The sequence below is a fragment of the Faecalibacterium sp. AM43-5AT genome (genome assembly GCF_003603345.1).
Lineage (GTDB): Bacteria > Bacillota > Clostridia > Oscillospirales > Ruminococcaceae > Faecalibacterium > Faecalibacterium taiwanense.
The window spans coordinates 21,201-38,395 of the sequence record NZ_QVGZ01000003.1 but is presented as its reverse complement, the minus strand read 5'-3'; the positions used below and the strand labels follow the sequence as shown (position 1 = coordinate 38,395).

Below are 17,195 nucleotides of genomic sequence, written 5' to 3'. Positions count from 1 at the left end.
CCGAAGAAGGAGGCTCTCCCTTATGGAAAAGACTGAAGTCGTCGCAAAAATCATCGAGTATGTCGGCGGCAAAGACAATGTTGTGAACACTTGGCATTGCATGACCCGTCTGCGCTTTGAGCTCAAGGATACCAGCAAGATCCAGGAGGACGCCATCAAGGCGCTGGATGGTGTCATTGGCGTGCAGTTTGCCAAAGGCCAGCTGCAGATCGTGCTTGGCACCAGCGTCCATAAATATTATGACATCGCCCTGCAGATGCTGGATCTGAAGGAGGATATCGCAGCTCCTGCCCAGCCGGAAAAAAAGAAAGACTTTATTTCCTGGTTCATGGATATGGTGTCCGGCGTATTCGGCCCCATCGTGCCCGCCATTGCCGGTGCCGGTATGATCAAGGGTCTTATGGGCGGTCTGGTGGCTCTTGGCGTGGTTTCCAACGCCACCGACACCTATAAGATCATTGATATGCTGGCCAGCGGCGTATTTACCTTCCTGCCGTTCTTCATTGCCGCATCGGCTGCAAAGAAGTTCAAGACCAACCAGTATCTGGCCATTGCCATTGCCGCCACTCTGATGTACCCCACCATGGTGGATGCTGCCAAGGCAGGCGAGATCAGCAACTTTATGTTTGCCGGTGTGCTGCCCATCCCGGTATTCAACTATTCTGGTTCGGTCATTCCCATCATCTTCGGCGTATTTGCCCTGAGCTATATCTACAAGTGGGTCGATAATATCGTTCCCGAAGCCGCCCGCACCGTTATCACCCCCACCATCACCCTGTTCCTTTCCGGCTTCTTTGCCCTGACGGTCATTGGTCCCGTGGGCATTTACATCGGCAAGGGTCTGGCATGGATGCTGGATCTGCTGTTCGGTATCTCTCCCATCTTTGCCGGTGTCGTCATGGGTCTGATCCGCCCCGCTTCCATTCTTGTGGGTATGCATCACGCCATGACTCCTATTGCTCTGGAGAACTTTGCCACCAAGGGCTATGACATGCTCATGCCCATGATGTTCATTGCAAATCTGTCCATTGTGGGTGCCGCCGCAGGCTGCTATTTCAAAGAAAAGAGCCAAAAGGAACGTTCCATCGTTCTGTCCTCCGTTCTGTCCGGCATTCTGGGCATCACCGAGCCTGCTCTGTTCGGCGTGCTGACCAAGTACAAGAAGGGTTTCCTTGCTGCCACCATCGGCAGCTGCGTGGGCAGCGCCTTCATCGGTGCCTTCGGTGTGCGCCTGTACGGCTACATCACCTCCAGCATTTTCAGCATTCCCGCTTATATCGGACCTTACTTCATCTACGCCGCCATCGGCTGGGTCATTGCCTTTGGCTTATCCTTTGTTCTGAGCTACCTGTTCGTGGTCAAAATGGACCGCAGCTGATTGCTTTTTCAAATCTCCCACGATAAAAAACAGGGCCGCCGCACATCGTTTGTGCGGCGGCCCTGTTGGCGTTCTGTTTTTATTTTCCCGCCAGCAGAATAGCCAGCACGGCTTTCTGCACGTGCAGGCGGTTCTCGGCTTCGTCAAAGATCTCCGGTGCGTGCTGCTCGAACACCGCCGAGGAGATCTCCTCGCCCCGGTGGGCGGGCAGGCAGTGCAGCACCATGACATCGGGCTTTGCGCTTTCCAGCAGCTTGCCCGTGAGCTGGTAGCCCACGAAATCCCGCAGGCGCTGCTCGCTTTCCGGCGTGCCGGGCTTGGCGGTGTTCCACACAGCCGTTGCCACCACATCGGCATCCTGAATACCCTCGGCAGGGTCTGCGGTCAGGTGGAAGGCGCTGCCGTACTTGTGGGCGAACATCAGCACATCCGCCGCCGGGCGGTAGCTCTGCGGGCAGACGCAGGTGACCTGCATCCCAGCCAGCAGTCCGCCCACGATGAGGCTGTTTGCCATGCTGCTGCCGTCGCCGACAAAGCAGAGCTTCCGGCCCGCAAGGCTGCCCCGGCGCTCCCGAATGGTCATCAGGTCGGCCAGAACCTGGCAGGGATGGGCGTAATCCGTCAGGCCGTTGATCACCGGCACACCGGCCAGCTCGGCAAACTCTTCCAGATCGCTCTGGCGGTAGGTGCGCCACACCACGCAGTCGTAGTAGCGGCCCAGCACCCGGGCGGTGTCCTTGAGGGGCTCGCCGCGCCCGGCCTGCAGCTCGGCGGTGTTCATGTAGTTGCCCAGACCGCCCAGCTGGTACACACCCACCTCAAAGCTGGTGCGGGTGCGGGTGGATGCCTTGGAGAACATCAGGGCAACCGTCTTTCCTGCCAGCAGCGGGGCCGTGCCGCCCAGCTTCTGCTGTGCCTTGAGTTGATCGGCCACATCCAGAATGTGGGTCAGCTCGGCAGGGGAGAGGTCGCTCATTTTCAGCAGATTTTTCATGCCTGCTCCTTCGGAGCCGTCGGCTCCATCTTGCCCAGCACATCGCTCAGGATCTCCAGCGCCATGTCCACATCGTGCTCGCTGAGGGTCAGCGGCGGCAGCAGGCGCAGGCGGGTCTTGGCTGTCAGCACCAGCAGGCCCGCTTCGCGGCAGGCGGCCAGCACATCTGCGGCCTTGAGGTCGTAGAACTCGATGCCCACCATCAGGCCGATGCCGGAAATGCTCTTGACATGGGGCAGCTTTGCGATGCCTGCGCGCAGCTGGACGGCGCGCTCGTTGACATTGGCAAGGAAGCTCTGGTCCATGCGGTCCACCACCACGTTGGCACCGGCGCAGACCACCGGGTTGCCGCCGAAGGTGGAACCATGGGTGCCGGGGCCCATGCCCTCGGCTACCTTTTCGTTCATCAGCACTGCGCCGATGGGCAGGCCGCCGCCCAGACCCTTGGCCAGCGTGACCACATCCGGCTTGAGGTTGTAGTGCTCGCAGCACAGGAAGGTGCCGGTGCGGCCCACGCCGGTCTGCACCTCGTCCACGATGAGCACAAGGTCTTTTTCGTCGCAGAGCTTGCGCACGGCCTGCACGTAGTCCGGGTCCAGCGCCATCACGCCGCCCTCGCCCTGAATGAGTTCCAGCATCACGGCGCAGGTGGTGCGGTCCACCAGCTCCTCCAGCGCTTCGATATCGCCTGCCGGAGCATACAGGAAGCCCTCGTTGAATGGGCCGAAGTAGTTGTGGAACACCTCCTGACCGGTGGCGGTCAGGGTGGCGATGGTGCGGCCGTGGAAGCTGTTCACCAGCGTGATGACCGTGGTGCGGTCCTTGCGGTAGTGGTCCACGCTGTACTTGCGCGCGGCCTTAATGGCACCCTCGTTGGCCTCGGCACCGGAGTTGCCAAAGAACACCTTGCTCATGCCGGTGCGCTTGCACAGCTTTTTGGCCAGCTTGCCGCAGGGCGCGGTGTAGTAAAGGTTAGAGGTATGCTGCAGCTTATGGGCCTGCTCGGAAACGGCCTCGGCCCAGTCCAGATCACAGTAGCCAAGGCTGTTCACGCCAATGCCGCTGGTAAAATCCAGATACTGCTGACCCTCGGGGCCTGCGGCGCGCAGGCCGTGGCCTTTTTCCAGCACAATAGGGTTGCGGTTATAGGTGTGCAGGACGTATTCGTTGTCCCGCTTGATGACTTTTTCAGAATCCATAGGTGTACCCTCCTGTGAACAGAGACTGTGAACAGAAAACCCTCTCAGGCGCTTTCGCGCCAGAAAATGCTGGCAAAGGCTTGAGAGGGTCATTTTTCTTATTATACCGCCTGCACGGCACCTGCGCAATGCTTATTCGCGGTGGCTGCGGCGGTAGAAGCGGGTGCCGGAGCCACGGTTGGAGAACAGCTCCAGCAGGATGGAGTGGGGCACGCGGCCATCGATGATGACCGCCTCGTGCACGCCCTGATAGATGGCATCGGCCATGCCGCCGATCTTGGGGATCATGCCGCCCGCAATGATGCCGGCGGACTTATAGCCCTCGATCTCGGACACCTCCACCTCGGGGATGAGGGTGCTCTCGTCGTCCTTGTCCCGCAGCAGGCCCGCGATATCGGTCATGGATACCAGCTTCTCCGCTTTCAGCGCAATCGCGATCTGCGCAGCGGCGGTGTCGGCGTTCACGTTGTAGGCCTGACCCAGATCGTCCATGCCCACCGTGGCGATCACGGGGATGAAGCCGCCGTCCAGCAGGCTTGCGATCAGGGTAGCGTCCACATGCACGATCTCGCCCACATGGCCCAGCTGGGGGTCCAGCTCGGTGCAGCGCAGCATCTGGCCGTCCATGCCGCACAGGCCCACGCCGCGGCCGCGCAGCTTTGCCACCAGATCCTTGTTCACCTTACCGGCCAGCACCTGCTGCACGATCTCCATGGTGGCATCGTCAGTCACGCGCAGACCGTTTGCGAAATGGCTTTCCACGCCCACCTTTTTCAGCATCTCGTTGATGGCCGGGCCGCCGCCGTGCACCAGCACCACGCGCACACCCAGCAGGGTAAGGGTGACCAGATCGTTCATGACGGCATTTTTCAGTTCTTCGTTGATCATGGCATTGCCGCCGTACTTTACCACCATGGTCTTTCCGTGATACTTCTGGATGTAGGGTGTCGCCTCAGAGAAAAGGCGCGCCATTTCTTCGTTTTTCATATACTCTCCTTGCCGCCAGCACGCTTGCTCCGGCATTCGTTTTCCACCAGACGAACTCCTTCCGTCATCGCTGCGCGATGCCACCCATTCCCCTTCTGGCACTTTCGTGCCACCTCCCCCGGCCGGGGGAGTCTTTCTCAAGGAGGGAGGCTTTCAGGCTCCCTCCTTGAGGGGGCTGTCGCCGCAGGCGACTGGGGGAGTTCCATTAAGTTCTATAGTCGCCGTTGATCTTGACGTAATCGTAGGTCAGATCGCAGCCCCATGCCTTTGCGGATGCATCGCCGGTGCCCATGTCCACCTTGACCAGCACATCGTGCTCAGCCAGCACCTTGGCGGCTTCGTCCTCGCTGTAGGGGTGGTAGGCGGCGTTTTCGCACACATACACCTCACCGGCCTTGCTGGAAAGCCACACGCAGACCTTATCAATGGAGAAATCGCCGGGGGTGTAGCCGATGGCGCACAGGATGCGGCCCCAGTTGGCATCGCGGCCGAACACTGCGGCCTTGAACAGGTTGGAGCACACCACGCTGCGGCTGACGGCACGGGCGGTCTTCAGGTCGGGGGCGTGGGTCACTTCGCAGGTGATGAGGTGGGTGGCACCCTCGCCGTCACCGGCGTGCTCGGCACACATGTGCTCTGCAATGGCGGTGAGCGCGGCAACAAAGGCGTGGTAGTCCGCGTTCTCCTCGCAGATCTCCGGGTTGCCTGCAAGGCCGGAAGCCATGATGATCAGGGTATCGTTGGTGGAAGTGTCCAGATCCACGCTCATCTGGTTGTAGGTGCCGGGCACCACGGTCTTGAGGGCCTTTTCCAGCAGGATGGGCGAGACCGCCGCATCGGTGGTGTAGAAGGCCAGCATGGTTGCCATGTTGGGGGCGATCATGCCGCTGCCCTTGCCAATGGCACCCACCGTGCAGGTCTTGCCGCCCAGCTCGAACTGGATGGCGTATTCCTTTTTGTGGGTGTCGGTGGTCATGATGGCGGTGGCGGCATCGGTGCTGCCCTGCTCGTCCGCAGCCAGCTTTGCGGCGGCGGCAGGGATGCCCCGGGCAAAGGGGTCGATGACCATGGGCTGACCGATGACACCGGTGGAAGCGGGCAGAACGTCCTGCGGGTCGATGCCCAGCTCCTTGCCCACCAGCTCACAGCATTCTTCGGCCAGAGCCACGCCGTTGGCGGCGCAGGTGTTGGCGTTGCCGCTGTTCACGATGATCGCCTGTGCGTAGCCGTCCTTCAGGTGGGCGCGGTCCACCTTGATGGGTGCGCCGCAGACCTTGTTGGTGGTGTACACACCGGCGGCGGCGCAGCGCACGTCCGCCTTGATGAGTGCCAGATCGTATTTTTCTGCATGGTTTGCGCGGATGCCGCAGTGCACGCCAGCCGCCGCAAAGCCCTTGGGCGCGCAGATGCCGCCCGCAACTTCTTGATACTGCATAATGATCTTCCTTTCCCACAAAGAAATACTTCTCACGCAAACAGGCTCGCCCTCTCAGGCTCACATACGTTCGCCAGATTCCCCCTTTTGTCGCTACGCGACATCTTCCCCCGGCGCGGGGGAAGTCTTTCCTCAAAGGGGGAGCCCTTGGCAGTCCACGCAGACTTCATCTCTTTGCCAAGGCCTCTCCCTTTGGGAGAGGTGGATTTGCGCAGCAAAGACGGAGAGGGCGAGGACGCTGCCCATATGAGATACAAGTTTATTCCAACCCTTCGGTCTCTTCCAGCCCCAGCATCAGGTTCATGCACTGGACGGCCGCGCCGGAAGAGCCTTTGCCCAGATTATCGAACAGGGAGACCAGCATCATCTGGTCGCCTGCAGCGTTCACGGTCATGTACAGCTCCATGCGGTCGGTACCGGCCATGGCATTGGAGTACAGGCCGTTCTCCGGCAGGGCTTCGTTCAGAGCGTGCACCTTGACGGTGGCAGCATCCTTGTAATATGCCGCAATGCCCTCGGCCACCTGTTCGGCGGTGCTGCCCGCCAGCGTCAGATCCAGCGGCACCAGCACCTGCATGCCGCAGTAGTAATCGCACACCACGGGCACGAACATGGGGGTGTGGGCAAGGCCGCTGATCTTCTGCATCTCGGGCAGATGCTTATGGGCAAGGCCCAGACCGTAGCTCTTGGGTGCATCCAGCTTGCTGTGCGCCGGGCGATCAGCGCTCTCGTACTCGGCGATCATCTTTTTGCCGCCGCCGGAGTAGCCGGAGATGCCGGTGCAGCTGAAGGGATAATCTGCCGGTGCAAGGCCCAGCTCCACCAGCGGGCGGGCAATGCTGATAAAGCCGCTGGCATAGCAGCCGGGCACTGCCACGCGGCAGGAATTTTTGATTTTTTCCTTCTGGCCCGCCAGCTCCGGGAAGCCGTAGTCCCATGCGGCATCGGTGCGGAAGGCGGTGGAGGTGTCCAGCACCTTCACGTCCGGGCGCAGCAGGGGCATGACCTCTTTGGAAGCGGCATCCGGCAGGCAGAGGAAGGCGAGGTCGGCAGAGTTGATCACCTTCGCGCGCTCGTTCACATCCTTGCGGCCCTCTGCGGAAATGGAAAGCAGCTCGATCTCCGGGCGTTGTGCCAGACGGTCGGCAATGCGCAGGCCGGTGGTGCCGGAAGAGCCATCAATAAAAACTTTCACGCTCATGCGTTCTTTTCCTCCCACGCATCCAGCTGTGCGTTTGCCAGTGCGATCTGGTTGTTCACGCTGGCTTCGCTGGGGCCGCCGTAGCTGGTGCGGCCCTCGCAGCACTTGACCAGATCAATGGCATCGTAGATATCGTTCTCGAACAGAGCGCTGTAGCCCTTGAACTCGTCGAGGGTCAGCTCTTCAAGGGTCTTGTCCTTTGCAATGCAGTCGGACACCATGCAGCCGGTCAGCTTGTAGGCATCGCGGAAGGGCATCCCCTTCTTGGTGAGGTAGTCGGCGCAGTCGGTGGCGTTGATAAAGCCCTTGGCGGCGGCGCGGCGCATGTTGGCCGGAATGGTCTTCATGGTATCCAGCATGGGAGTGACCGTCTTCAGGCACAGCTCCAGCGTATCCACTGCGTCGAAGATGGCTTCCTTATCTTCCTGCATGTCCTTGTTGTAGGCGAGGGGAATGCCCTTCATCATCACCAGAAGGGTGTTCAGGTCGCCGTAGACGCGGCCGGTCTTGCCGCGGATCAGCTCGGTAACATCCGGGTTCTTCTTCTGCGGCATGATGGAAGAGCCGGTGGTAAAGGCATCGTCCAGCTCAATGAACTTGAACTCCCAGCTGCACCAGAGGATGATCTCCTCAGAGAGGCGGGACAGGTGCATCATGCAGATGGAGATAGCGCTTGCCAGCTCGATGCAGAAATCGCGGTCGGACACGCCATCCAGACTGTTGGCACAGGGAGCCGCAAAGCCCAGCTTTTCGGCGGTGAACTGGCGGTCCAGCGGGTAGGTGGTGCCAGCCAGCGCGCCGCTGCCCAGCGGGCACTGTGCGTCCATGCGGGCGGTGGCATCCTCAAAGCGCTGCAGGTCGCGCAGCAGCATGGATGCATATGCCATCAGAGCGTGGCCAAAGGTGATGGGCTGGGCGCGCTGCAGATGGGTGTAGCCGGGCATGACGGCGGTGGTGTTCTCCGCTGCCTTTTTGCACAGCACCCGCACCAGCTCCACAATGTAGGCCTGCAGGGTGTGGCTGTAGTCCCGCAGGGTCAGGCGGATATCCAGCGCCACCTGATCGTTGCGGCTGCGGCCGGTGTGCAGCCGCTTGCCGGCATCCCCGATGCGGGCGGTGAGGGTCTGCTCCACAAAGGTGTGCACATCCTCGGCACCCGGGTCGATCTCCAGCCTGCCGGCTGCCAGATCATCGGCGATGGAAGCCAGACCGTTGAGGATGTCCTCACAGTCCTTTTCCGAGATGATGCCCTGCTTTGCCAGCATGGCGGCGTGCACGCCGCTGCCGCGCATATCCTGCGCGATCATGCGCTGGTCGAACCGGATGGAGGAGTTGAAGTCGTTCACGCGGGAATCCACGGCCTTGGAAAAACGGCCCTTCCAGAGTTGTTCTGCCATAGTTTTATCCTTTACTGATAGGCGGCTCGCCGAGACTCCTTCCGTCACCTTCGGTGACACCTCCCTCAAGGAGGGAGGCCTTGGCAGTGCGGAAAGCTTCACCTCTTCGCCAGAGGCTCCCTCACTGAGGGAGCTGGCAAACCCGTCAGGGTTTGACGGAAGGAGTTTTTGCCGCTCATTTTATTTCTTCTAAAAACGGCAAAGCCGCCGCAGGGGAAAACGCTCCTGCGGCGGTGCCGCCGGCAACGATGCCGGTTGGATGGAACTTCCGTGTGAAAGTGTGAAAACACACGAAAGGGAAGATGTTACAGCTGCTTACTTGACCTCCGGCCAGTTCTTGGACAGCTTTGCGCGCTCCTTGATGGACAGGCCGAACAGGTTGATGAAGCCGGCGGAATCTGCCTGATTGTAGTCGTCATCCTCGCCGAAGGAAGCAGTCTGCTCGTCGTACAGGGTGTACGGAGAGGTGACACCGGCGTTGATCATGTTGCCCTTGTAGAGCTTGAGCTTCACATCGCCGGTAACGGTCTTTTCCAGACTGTCGGCAAAGGCATCCAGAGCCTCGCGCAGCGGGGTGAACCACTGGCCGTTGTAAACGATATCAGCATACTTCTGGGCCAGCTGAGCCTTGAAGTGAGAGCTTTCCTTATCCAGAGTGATGGTCTCCAGCACATTGATGGCCTTGTACAGGATGGCACCGCCGGGGGTCTCGTACACACCGCGGCTCTTCATGCCCACCAGACGGTTCTCCACGATATCCAGCAGGCCGATGCCGTTCTCGCCGCCCAGCTTGTTCAGGTATTCCACCAGCTCCACAGCGCCCATCTCCTTGCCGTCCACGGCGGTGGGGATGCCCTTTTCAAAGTGGATGGTCACATAGGTGGGAACATCGGGAGCCTGCTCGGGGGAGACGCCCAGCTCCAGGAAACCGGGCTTGTTGTACTGCGGCTCGTTGGCGGGGCTTTCCAGATCCAGACCCTCGTGGCTCAGGTGCCACAGGTTCTTGTCCTTGGAATAGTTGGTCTCGCGGTTGATCTTCAGGGGGATGTGGTGAGCCTCGGCGTAATCGATCTCCTCGTCACGGCTCTTGATATCCCACTCACGCCACGGAGCAATGATGGCCATATCCGGGCACAGGGCCTTGAGGGTCAGCTCAAAACGCACCTGATCGTTGCCCTTACCAGTGCAGCCGTGGCAGATGGCATCTGCACCTTCCTTGATGGCGATATCTGCCAGAGCCTTGGCGATGCAGGGACGTGCAAAGCTGGTGCCCAGCAGGTAATCCTCGTACTTTGCGCCGAACTTCAGGGTGGGGAAGATGTAGTTCTCCACAAAGTCCTTCTTCAGGTCCAGCACGTACAGCTTGGAAGCGCCGGTAGCCTTGGCCTTTTCTTCCAGACCGTCCAGCTCGGTGCCCTGACCCACGTCACCGGAGACAGCGACGACCTCGCAGTTGTTGTAGTTTTCCTTCAGCCAGGGAATGATGATGGAGGTGTCCAGACCGCCGGAGTATGCCAGAACGACTTTTTTGATGTTTTCCTTTTTCATGATGATTGCTCCTTTTAAAAATACACTTTTGTTTTCTGATGCAGGCATCCCTCCCGCACCCTCTTGCATCTGCATTTCTGTTGATGCTTTTATTATACGCCGCGCGGCTTTTCCGTCAATGCCGAAAACCGCCAAACCTTACACGGATTTGACCTCTGTTTTGGTTCAATTTGTATCTTTATGCGTTATTTGCAGAATATATTCATATTTTATGCATTTGCGCAGTATATATTCGGGGCACATGCAGCCTGTCCGGAGGCATGTGCGGACTACAGCACACGGAAAGAATTCACACCGCAAAAACAAAACGCCCGGGACCCTTTTGTGAGCCGTCTGGCCCTGAAAGAGTTCCGGGTTTCGTTTTGTCTTTATGCGCCGGAAAAGGGCCCGCCCGCCGCGCTCCATGCGCGGCACAGCAGCTCTTTTTGCGCCTTGGGCAGCTTTTTGAGCGCAGCTTCCCGCTGCAGGGCGCTGCGCTTGTCCGCACAGCGCTCCACGTAGGCAAAGGCCGCTGCACCTCTGGCCCGGGTGTAGCGGGCCCCTCTGCCGCTTTTGTGGGCCTGCAGGCGGGCGGCGGGGGCGTTGGTCCAGCCGGTGTACAGCTGGCCGCCGGTACACCGCACCATATACACAAAGGCAGGCTTTGGCCGGGCGCACGGCTCAGATGCGGCCATTGTTCTTTAACACCTGACGGCAGGCGGCAAGGGCAGTTTCCTTATCCTTGGCGGTGATGAGGAAGCGGCTGGCGTGGCAGAAGCTGATGCCCGGGATGCCGCTCTTCTGCTCAATGACCTCCTGCGGCTGACCGGCCCAGCTCTGGGGGAAGGGGAGTTTGGGGCGCTTGGTCTTGTGGTCGGTGACGCACTGGGCGCTCCAGCCGCCGCGCTGGCTGGGGTAGATCACGAACAGCGCGTCCGTCTTGTACAGGCCGTTCTTCCACGGCAGATAGCAGGGCAGCACCACGATGCCGTCCCGGGAGTTTTTGTAAGCTTGCTGGACTTTCTCATCGGCGCGGTTCACGGCGTTGGCGCTGGCGATCTGGTTTTCCAAGATCTGCTTTGCCACGGCCACCGCCTTGAAAAAGCAGGTGTCCTGATCCTCTTTGGAGTCCCACACCGGGTTAAAAAAGCCAATGGCATCGCACAGGCTGTTCTGCTCGCCGGTGTTATCGTTGAGGTCCAGCGGCTGGATGAAGTTCTCGTCAATGAGCCGGGCCTGACGCTCGCCCACAAGGCCGGGGCCGAGCACCCGCCACAGCAGGCCGAAGGCCGCGTAGGGCACACCGTTTGCGCGGTACTCCCGGGGCTCCTGATGGTGGTCGAACATCCCAAAGCCCACATCGTACACGATGCCGTCAAAACCGTCCGGCACCACAAAGCCGCGGGTGATCCTGATATCCGGGCGCAGGATCTGCAGCAGCGCAGTGGCAAACACATCGTCGGCGTGGAACTTGCCGGCATGGGTAAAGCCGTTTGCAGGAATTTTCATAGATGTACCTCGTTCCCAATAAAATCTCTGGCAACAGTATACCACACTTTGCCAAAAGGGACAACGAAAAGCCCCGGCTGTCGTGGGACAGCCGGGGCAAAACATCTTGTTATTTTTTTGAGAAAAGTGCTTTAACCTTTAAAATACTTAACAAACCATGCAAAGTCATCCGTTACATTCTCGCCATTGCTGTTTTCGACTTTCACATCAGTACACACTCCGGTAGTCTCATCAAGCTTGAAAGTAACTTTATACTTGTTGCCACTTTCATCGACCAGAATCGGATTACGTTCCGCATCGTTCTCCATCGTATAAACCTTATAGCCGTTCACCTTGCACAGGTTATTAGAGTTACCGATTCGGATGGTCTGGAACACCGTAGTCTCAGAGGTGCCATCCTTTCGCTGAGAAAATTGATATTTCGGCATGCCATTTTCGTCAAAGCAAATGATCTGTTCGGAACCGTTTTTATCTGTATAGGTTTCTGCGTAATATTCTTTGCCGCCGACTTTTACAGTAGTGCGGTACATTTCGTTCGGCAATTCTTCCTCTTTAGAAAAGTCCATGGGCGGATCGTTCCGAATACTTTTCAATGCAGTCTTAGCATCCTCAAACAGCAGGTAACTTGCATACTTGCCATCGTTTGTCTTTTCTGCGAACACCGCATACTCTTGGGTCTTGCTGTTTTGAGTAAAGGCAGTTTTCGCGTAAACATCGGTGCCTTTGCGGGCCAAAATCATCTGTCCTTCGCTCGTTTTTGTTTTATTGGCATCATAATCGGCCATAGCAGCCTGAACATAGAACTCGTTCGAATTGTAGATCTTCTTCGAGGACTGTGCATACTGACTCTTTGTCACATCCGGGATTTTTGTCTTCTCGGGCTGAGTCGTAGTGCCGCCAGTCTCACCGCCTTGATCCGGATCCGTTGTATCCGGACCGGGAACCGGTTCAACGATTTCAGTGTCGCCACCATTACCGCCATTCCCGCCATTGCCACCGTTGCCGCCGCCTGCGCCACCGCCGCAAGCGGTCATCATGGAAACAGCCATTGCTGCCGCCAGCAGAACGGCGGCTGCTTTTTTGTACAATCTCATAATACAAGCCTCCTGTTTTTTTGTTCCGAAGCTCCCCAAAAATATGCTTCGCACCCACATCTTACCCCCCCGGGCATCTTGTCAACCAATCTGAAAAATTTTGTCATTTTGCCCGGAACAGATGACCATTTTTTAGCAATATAACAACAGCCCCGGGGCGGCAGATGCCGTTCCGGGGCTGAAGATTATTGGTTGTAAATTATATTCTTGTTTTACTCGCCCTGCATAAGCCACTTGAACTGGTCTGTAACGACATTGCCGTTTCCATCCTTAACGGTCAGGCCATTGGGGACGCCTTCCACGACAGTGATCGTATACTGCTTGCCTGCTTCATCTGCCAGCACGATCGTTGCCGTATTGCCGGATTGAGAAGTGCTGACGTACTTATAGACCTTATAGCCGTCTTTCGGCCACTGGCACAGGCCGTTGGTGGTGTACTGGATGGTCTTATACTCGGTGACGTAATACTGCACACCGTCTGAATCCGGATGCGCATATTCAATCATCGTATACTTCGGCATACTGCCCTGATAGCAGATAGTGTACTTGGTTCCATAGGAATCCGTAAAGGTCTCAGCGTCATAGGGCTGGCCGTTCACTTTTACAACAGTCTTGTACATCTGATAGGGCAGAGCATCTGCACTAAAGCCAATATCATCCCACAGCTGGCCTTCATTATAGGCTCCCTGCTCGCCCACTGCAACCTTCGACTTTTCATACAAGGCGTACAACCACTCTGTATTGTTCTCGACCGTTCCGAATACCACACTCGGAACCGAGGATGTGCTGCCGACAGACCTCATTTTCAAATAGATGTCATTTCTATCCGCTGCAAGAATATAATTTATTCCAGATTTATATGCTTTGTTCGCATCATATTCCACAGTGGTGTATTCCATGTACAGACCGGTGGACTGATGATTCTTCACATTCTGAACAAAAGCTGCATACTGGCTTCCGCTGAAGCTTGCGATCGGCGTACCCAAAGTGCCGGACCCGCCACCCTCACTTTCGGAACCAGTGCCAACATTTTCAAACTTGTCCGGTGCAGGCACAGCCACGGATGTGCTTCCGCCATTGTTTCCGCTGCCGCCGCCATTGCCGCCGGTGGAACCACCGCCACCGCCGCAAGCGGTCATCATGGAAACAGCCATTGCTGCCGCCAGCAGAACAGCGGCTGCTTTTTTGTACAATCTCATAATACAAGCCTCCTGTTTTTTGTGCCGAAGCACCCCAAAAATATGCTTCACACCCACATCTTACCCCCCCCGGCATCTTGTCAACCAATCTGAAAAAATTTGTCATTTCGCTCAGAACGGGTGACCATTTTTTTGCAATATAACAACAGCCCCGGGGCGGCAGATGCCGTTCCGGGGCTGTTTGAGCGTATTCTTACTTTTTCTTTGTGGTGCGTGCCTTTTTAGCGGCAGGAGCGGCGGGCTTTTCCGCCGGGGTGGTCTCCGGCTCGCCCAGAGCCAGAATGCTGCTCAGTTCCTTCTGTACAGCGGCGTTGTTGTCGTCGGTGGTGGCCAGCACGTCGGCGTAGAACTGCTCCATGCCCTCGCGGGTGGAGAATGTGGCAACGTACATCTGGTTGCCCATGGCACCGCTCAGAGCATCCGGGATGCGGTCCACCATGCGCATGTTCTGCTGGTACTTCTGCATGATCTGCTCGTGGCTGTACACAAAGTGCTTGCCGTCGCGGCGGCCTGCAAACGGGCAGTAGAAGTGCTCGCCCACCGGCATATCGGTGCCGCCAAAGGCGATCATATCGGCCCAGATCTTATACACGTTGGTGGAACGGGCAAAGTTGATCATATCCGGGGTGAAGCCGCCGCAGGGGCGCATGTTGACTTCCAGTGCCACGATCTGGCCCTTTTGGCCCATGCTGGCCTGATCCTCGGTCATGCGGAAGAACTCAAAGTGGATGAAGCGGCTCCGGACGCCAAAGCTCTTGACGACGGCACGGCCTGCGGCGCGGGTGTCCTCGGGCAGGTCCTTGATGATGTAATAGATGGAGTTGTCGTTGTCGTTGACGATATCCATGATGGACATGGGGCTCACGTTGCCGGCCTCAAAGATGGGGTTGCCGTTGGCATCGATGATGGCATCGTAGCTGTTCACCTCTGCCCGGACGAACTCCTCCATGATGTACTCCACATCCGGGTGATGGGCCGTCTTCTGCACGAGGAACTTTTTCAGGTCCTCGTCGCTGGACAGCTTGTGGGTATCGGATGCGCCCACGCCGTTATCCGGCTTTACCACCACCGGGTAGCCCACCTCGTCGATGAACTTCCGGCAGCCCTCGTAATCGTCCACCATGTGGTAGCGTGCGGTGGCGATGCCGGCCTTCTGGTAATACTCCTTCATCTTGCTCTTGTACTTGATGCGAGGCATATCGGAGGTCTGGAAGCCGGAGGTGATGTGGAAATCGGTGCGCAGGGCTGCGTCCCGCTCCAGCCAGTATTCATTGTTGGACTCCAGCCAGTCGATGCGGCCATACTTGAATGCAAAGAAGGCCACGGCGCGGTAGACCTCGTCGTAGTTTTCCAGACTGCCCACCTTGTAGTACTCGTTCAGGCTGTCCTTCAGCTCCGGCTTCAGCTCATCGTAGGGCTGGTCGCCGATGCCCAGCACGTTCATGCCGTTGTTTTTCAGCTCACGGCAGAACTGCCAGTAGTTGGTGGGGAAGTTGGGCGAAATAAAAATAAAATTCTGCATGGTTTTATGATTCCTCTTTCCTCTATAAACCTCTATAAAAACTCCCTCCGTCACGGCTTCGCCGTGCCAGCTCCCTCCGGGAGGGAGCCTTTTTCTGTTGCGGAGAGCTTTTACAAGGCCCCCTCCATGAGGGGGCTGTCTGCGAAGCAGACTGGAGGAGTTCCCTGTTTACTGCTCTCCCAGCACGTAGGGCATGTAATATGCAGTCTGCTTATACCACCAGTTCCAGTCGTGGTTCACATCGTGGCCCCACAGGTCTACCCAGATGGGGATGTTCTTGGCCTCGAAGATGCGCTTGAGGAACCATGTGGTGTCCGGCTGCTCCCAGTCGCCCTGACCGCAGCAGATGACCGCCTTCTGGCTGCGGAACAGCTGCATGTAGGGGTGATCCTCCGGGAAGTGCTTCATGTAGTCCACGGGCGAGTTCATGTACACCAGCTCGTCCATATAATTGCCGAAGCCATAGTGGGCCGTGTAGATGCCGCTGAGGGCCAGACAGCCGCAGAACACATCCGGGCGGCGCAGGTACAGGTTGACCGCATGGGTAGCGCCCAGACTACAGCCAAAGGCAATGACACCGGGCAGGTCGTCCCAGCCGTTGCGCTCCTTGGCCAGATACTGGATCTTGGGCACAGCCTCCTCCACGATATAGCGCAGCCACTGCTCATAGCGGCGGATGCGCCAATAGGGGTCGCCCTGCGTGTCGGACCAGGTCTCCTTGTCCATGGTATCAATGGAGATCACCATGATCTTACCAGCATCGATCCATGGGGCAAGGGTATCGTTCATGTGGAAGTTCTCAAAATCGAAGAAGTGGCCATCCTGACAGGGGATGTACAGCATCGGGCGGCCTGCGTGGCCGTAAATTTTGCACTCCATGTCGCGGCCCAGCGCCGGGCTGTAGTCCTTAAAATACTGCATTTCCATGGTGTTTCCTCCTTTTAGGGTTTACTCCTCCACCTCATACATCAGAGTATGGAACATAAAGGGCAGCTGTTTTTCCCAACTGGCTTCGCTGTGGGTGCCGCCGGGCACGATGCGGCTGGTAAGGTGGATGCCCCGGGTCATGACCTTTGCGCACATCTCTGCAAAGCCGCGGCGCATCCCGTCGTGGTTGCCCATCTCGCGGGAGCCGTAGTCCATGTACAGCACGGTGCCCGGCTCCAGCTTTGCCCGGCCCACAAGGCCGGAAAGCTTTTCCGGCGACACCCAGATGGACGGCGACAGCGCCGCCGCACGGCTGAAAGTGTCGTTGTGCTGCAAAAGGGCGTACAGGCTCATCAGGCCGCCCATGCTGCTGCCGCCGATGAAGGTGTGCTCCCGGTCGGGCAGGGTGCGGAAGCTGCGGTCGATGAAGGGCTTGAACCGGTGGATATACCAGCTCATGGTGGCCTGACCCGTGCCGTCGAAGTGGCCGAACTGCGGGTCGTCGAACCGGTAGGGCGAATACTCCACCAGCCGTTCGTTGTTGGCTCCGGCGTTGCACTCCACCGCCGCCACGATCAGCGGGGTGTCGGTGTAGTCCAGATAATCGGCCACGCCCCAGCTTTTGCCAAAGGTGGCATCCTCGTCAAAAAAGACGTTCTGGCCGTCGAACATATACAGCACCGGATACCGGCGGTCAGGGTCAGCTTCATACATCGTGGGCAGATAAACATATACTCTGCGCTGCTCGGTGCCGTTGACAGCAGGGTAGCTCACGCTCCATTTTTTGACCATGGGTCCATTCCTCTCAATCTTTCCCGCACGCCTG

At 58.1% G+C, this 17,195-nt stretch carries 15 protein-coding genes; 1 reads left to right on the top strand and 14 read right to left on the bottom strand.

Going from position 1 to position 17,195, the window contains the following annotated elements; all coding sequences use genetic code 11:
- Positions 1-22: 22 nt before the first annotated feature.
- The gene (locus tag DW937_RS05385; RefSeq protein WP_120120351.1) at positions 23-1,378 is read left to right on the top strand and encodes a PTS transporter subunit EIIC; all 1,356 of its coding nucleotides are present in this window, start codon (positions 23-25) and stop codon (positions 1,376-1,378) included.
- A gap of 79 nt (positions 1,379-1,457) precedes the next feature.
- On the opposite strand, the gene argF is transcribed toward DW937_RS05385, so the two are convergent.
- The 14 genes from argF to DW937_RS05310 form a co-directional block, all read right to left on the bottom strand.
- Positions 1,458-2,372 carry an ornithine carbamoyltransferase gene (argF, locus tag DW937_RS05380; RefSeq protein WP_118527474.1) on the bottom strand — a complete coding sequence of 305 codons (915 nt, stop codon included), beginning with the start codon at positions 2,370-2,372 and terminating at the stop codon, positions 1,458-1,460.
- Positions 2,369-3,571, bottom strand: a complete 1,203-nt coding sequence (locus DW937_RS05375; protein WP_005938549.1) for an aspartate aminotransferase family protein — start codon at positions 3,569-3,571, stop codon at positions 2,369-2,371. The genes argF and DW937_RS05375 overlap by 4 nt, the downstream gene beginning before the upstream one ends.
- A 132-nt stretch (positions 3,572-3,703) precedes the next feature.
- Positions 3,704-4,558 carry an acetylglutamate kinase gene (gene argB, locus DW937_RS05370; RefSeq protein WP_005938551.1) on the bottom strand — a complete coding sequence of 285 codons (855 nt, stop codon included), beginning with the start codon at positions 4,556-4,558 and terminating at the stop codon, positions 3,704-3,706.
- Positions 4,559-4,763: 205 nt separating this feature from the next.
- A complete protein-coding gene (gene argJ / locus DW937_RS05365) occupies positions 4,764-5,993 on the bottom strand; it encodes a bifunctional glutamate N-acetyltransferase/amino-acid acetyltransferase ArgJ (RefSeq protein WP_120120350.1) in 1,230 nt (409 codons plus the stop codon).
- A gap of 259 nt (positions 5,994-6,252) precedes the next feature.
- Positions 6,253-7,194: an N-acetyl-gamma-glutamyl-phosphate reductase gene (gene argC / locus DW937_RS05355; protein WP_120120348.1), complete on the bottom strand. Its 942-nt coding sequence runs from the start codon at positions 7,192-7,194 to the stop codon at positions 6,253-6,255.
- A complete protein-coding gene (gene argH, locus DW937_RS05350) occupies positions 7,191-8,591 on the bottom strand; it encodes an argininosuccinate lyase (protein ID WP_120120347.1) in 1,401 nt (466 codons plus the stop codon). Before argH ends, argC begins: the two co-directional genes overlap by 4 nt.
- A 315-nt stretch (positions 8,592-8,906) precedes the next feature.
- Positions 8,907-10,139 (bottom strand): argininosuccinate synthase, encoded by a 1,233-nt coding sequence (locus DW937_RS05345; RefSeq protein ID WP_097776835.1) that lies wholly within the window; start codon positions 10,137-10,139, stop codon positions 8,907-8,909.
- A gap of 368 nt (positions 10,140-10,507) precedes the next feature.
- Positions 10,508-10,813 (bottom strand): GIY-YIG nuclease family protein, encoded by a 306-nt coding sequence (locus DW937_RS05340; RefSeq protein WP_120120346.1) that lies wholly within the window; start codon positions 10,811-10,813, stop codon positions 10,508-10,510.
- Positions 10,800-11,627 carry an MYG1 family protein gene (locus DW937_RS05335; protein ID WP_120120345.1) on the bottom strand — a complete coding sequence of 276 codons (828 nt, stop codon included), beginning with the start codon at positions 11,625-11,627 and terminating at the stop codon, positions 10,800-10,802. The genes DW937_RS05340 and DW937_RS05335 overlap by 14 nt, the downstream gene beginning before the upstream one ends.
- A 131-nt stretch (positions 11,628-11,758) precedes the next feature.
- Positions 11,759-12,721: a hypothetical protein gene (locus DW937_RS05330; protein ID WP_120120344.1), complete on the bottom strand. Its 963-nt coding sequence runs from the start codon at positions 12,719-12,721 to the stop codon at positions 11,759-11,761.
- A 212-nt stretch (positions 12,722-12,933) separates the two neighbouring features.
- Positions 12,934-13,920, bottom strand: a complete 987-nt coding sequence (locus DW937_RS05325; RefSeq protein ID WP_120019943.1) for a hypothetical protein — start codon at positions 13,918-13,920, stop codon at positions 12,934-12,936.
- A gap of 193 nt (positions 13,921-14,113) precedes the next feature.
- Complete coding sequence (locus tag DW937_RS05320) at positions 14,114-15,442, bottom strand: ATP-grasp domain-containing protein (RefSeq protein ID WP_120120343.1); 1,329 nt, start codon at positions 15,440-15,442, stop codon at positions 14,114-14,116.
- 168 nt (positions 15,443-15,610) lie between these two features.
- Positions 15,611-16,369, bottom strand: coding sequence for an alpha/beta hydrolase-fold protein (locus DW937_RS05315; protein ID WP_120120342.1), 759 nt, complete (start codon positions 16,367-16,369; stop codon positions 15,611-15,613).
- Positions 16,370-16,390: 21 nt separating this feature from the next.
- The gene (locus DW937_RS05310) at positions 16,391-17,161 is read right to left on the bottom strand and encodes an alpha/beta hydrolase-fold protein (protein ID WP_120120341.1); all 771 of its coding nucleotides are present in this window, start codon (positions 17,159-17,161) and stop codon (positions 16,391-16,393) included.
- Positions 17,162-17,195: the final 34 nt, after the last annotated feature.

Bases quoted from the DNA above. Each gene is read 5' to 3' on its own strand.
- DW937_RS05315 (WP_120120342.1), bottom strand. From the start codon at position 16,369: ATGGAAATGCAGTATTTTAAGGACTACAGCCCGGCGCTGGGCCGCGAC.
- DW937_RS05320 (WP_120120343.1), bottom strand. From the start codon at position 15,442: ATGCAGAATTTTATTTTTATTTCGCCCAACTTCCCCACCAACTACTGG.
- argC (WP_120120348.1), bottom strand. From the start codon at position 7,194: ATGAGCGTGAAAGTTTTTATTGATGGCTCTTCCGGCACCACCGGCCTG.
- argB (WP_005938551.1), bottom strand. From the start codon at position 4,558: ATGAAAAACGAAGAAATGGCGCGCCTTTTCTCTGAGGCGACACCCTAC.
- DW937_RS05330 (WP_120120344.1), bottom strand. From the start codon at position 12,721: ATGAGATTGTACAAAAAAGCAGCCGCCGTTCTGCTGGCGGCAGCAATG.
- DW937_RS05375 (WP_005938549.1), bottom strand. From the start codon at position 3,571: ATGGATTCTGAAAAAGTCATCAAGCGGGACAACGAATACGTCCTGCAC.
- DW937_RS05310 (WP_120120341.1), bottom strand. From the start codon at position 17,161: ATGGTCAAAAAATGGAGCGTGAGCTACCCTGCTGTCAACGGCACCGAG.
- argH (WP_120120347.1), bottom strand. From the start codon at position 8,591: ATGGCAGAACAACTCTGGAAGGGCCGTTTTTCCAAGGCCGTGGATTCC.
- DW937_RS05325 (WP_120019943.1), bottom strand. From the start codon at position 13,920: ATGAGATTGTACAAAAAAGCAGCCGCTGTTCTGCTGGCGGCAGCAATG.
- argJ (WP_120120350.1), bottom strand. From the start codon at position 5,993: ATGCAGTATCAAGAAGTTGCGGGCGGCATCTGCGCGCCCAAGGGCTTT.
- DW937_RS05345 (WP_097776835.1), bottom strand. From the start codon at position 10,139: ATGAAAAAGGAAAACATCAAAAAAGTCGTTCTGGCATACTCCGGCGGT.
- argF (WP_118527474.1), bottom strand. From the start codon at position 2,372: ATGAAAAATCTGCTGAAAATGAGCGACCTCTCCCCTGCCGAGCTGACC.
- DW937_RS05335 (WP_120120345.1), bottom strand. From the start codon at position 11,627: ATGAAAATTCCTGCAAACGGCTTTACCCATGCCGGCAAGTTCCACGCC.
- DW937_RS05340 (WP_120120346.1), bottom strand. From the start codon at position 10,813: ATGGCCGCATCTGAGCCGTGCGCCCGGCCAAAGCCTGCCTTTGTGTAT.
- DW937_RS05385 (WP_120120351.1), top strand. From the start codon at position 23: ATGGAAAAGACTGAAGTCGTCGCAAAAATCATCGAGTATGTCGGCGGC.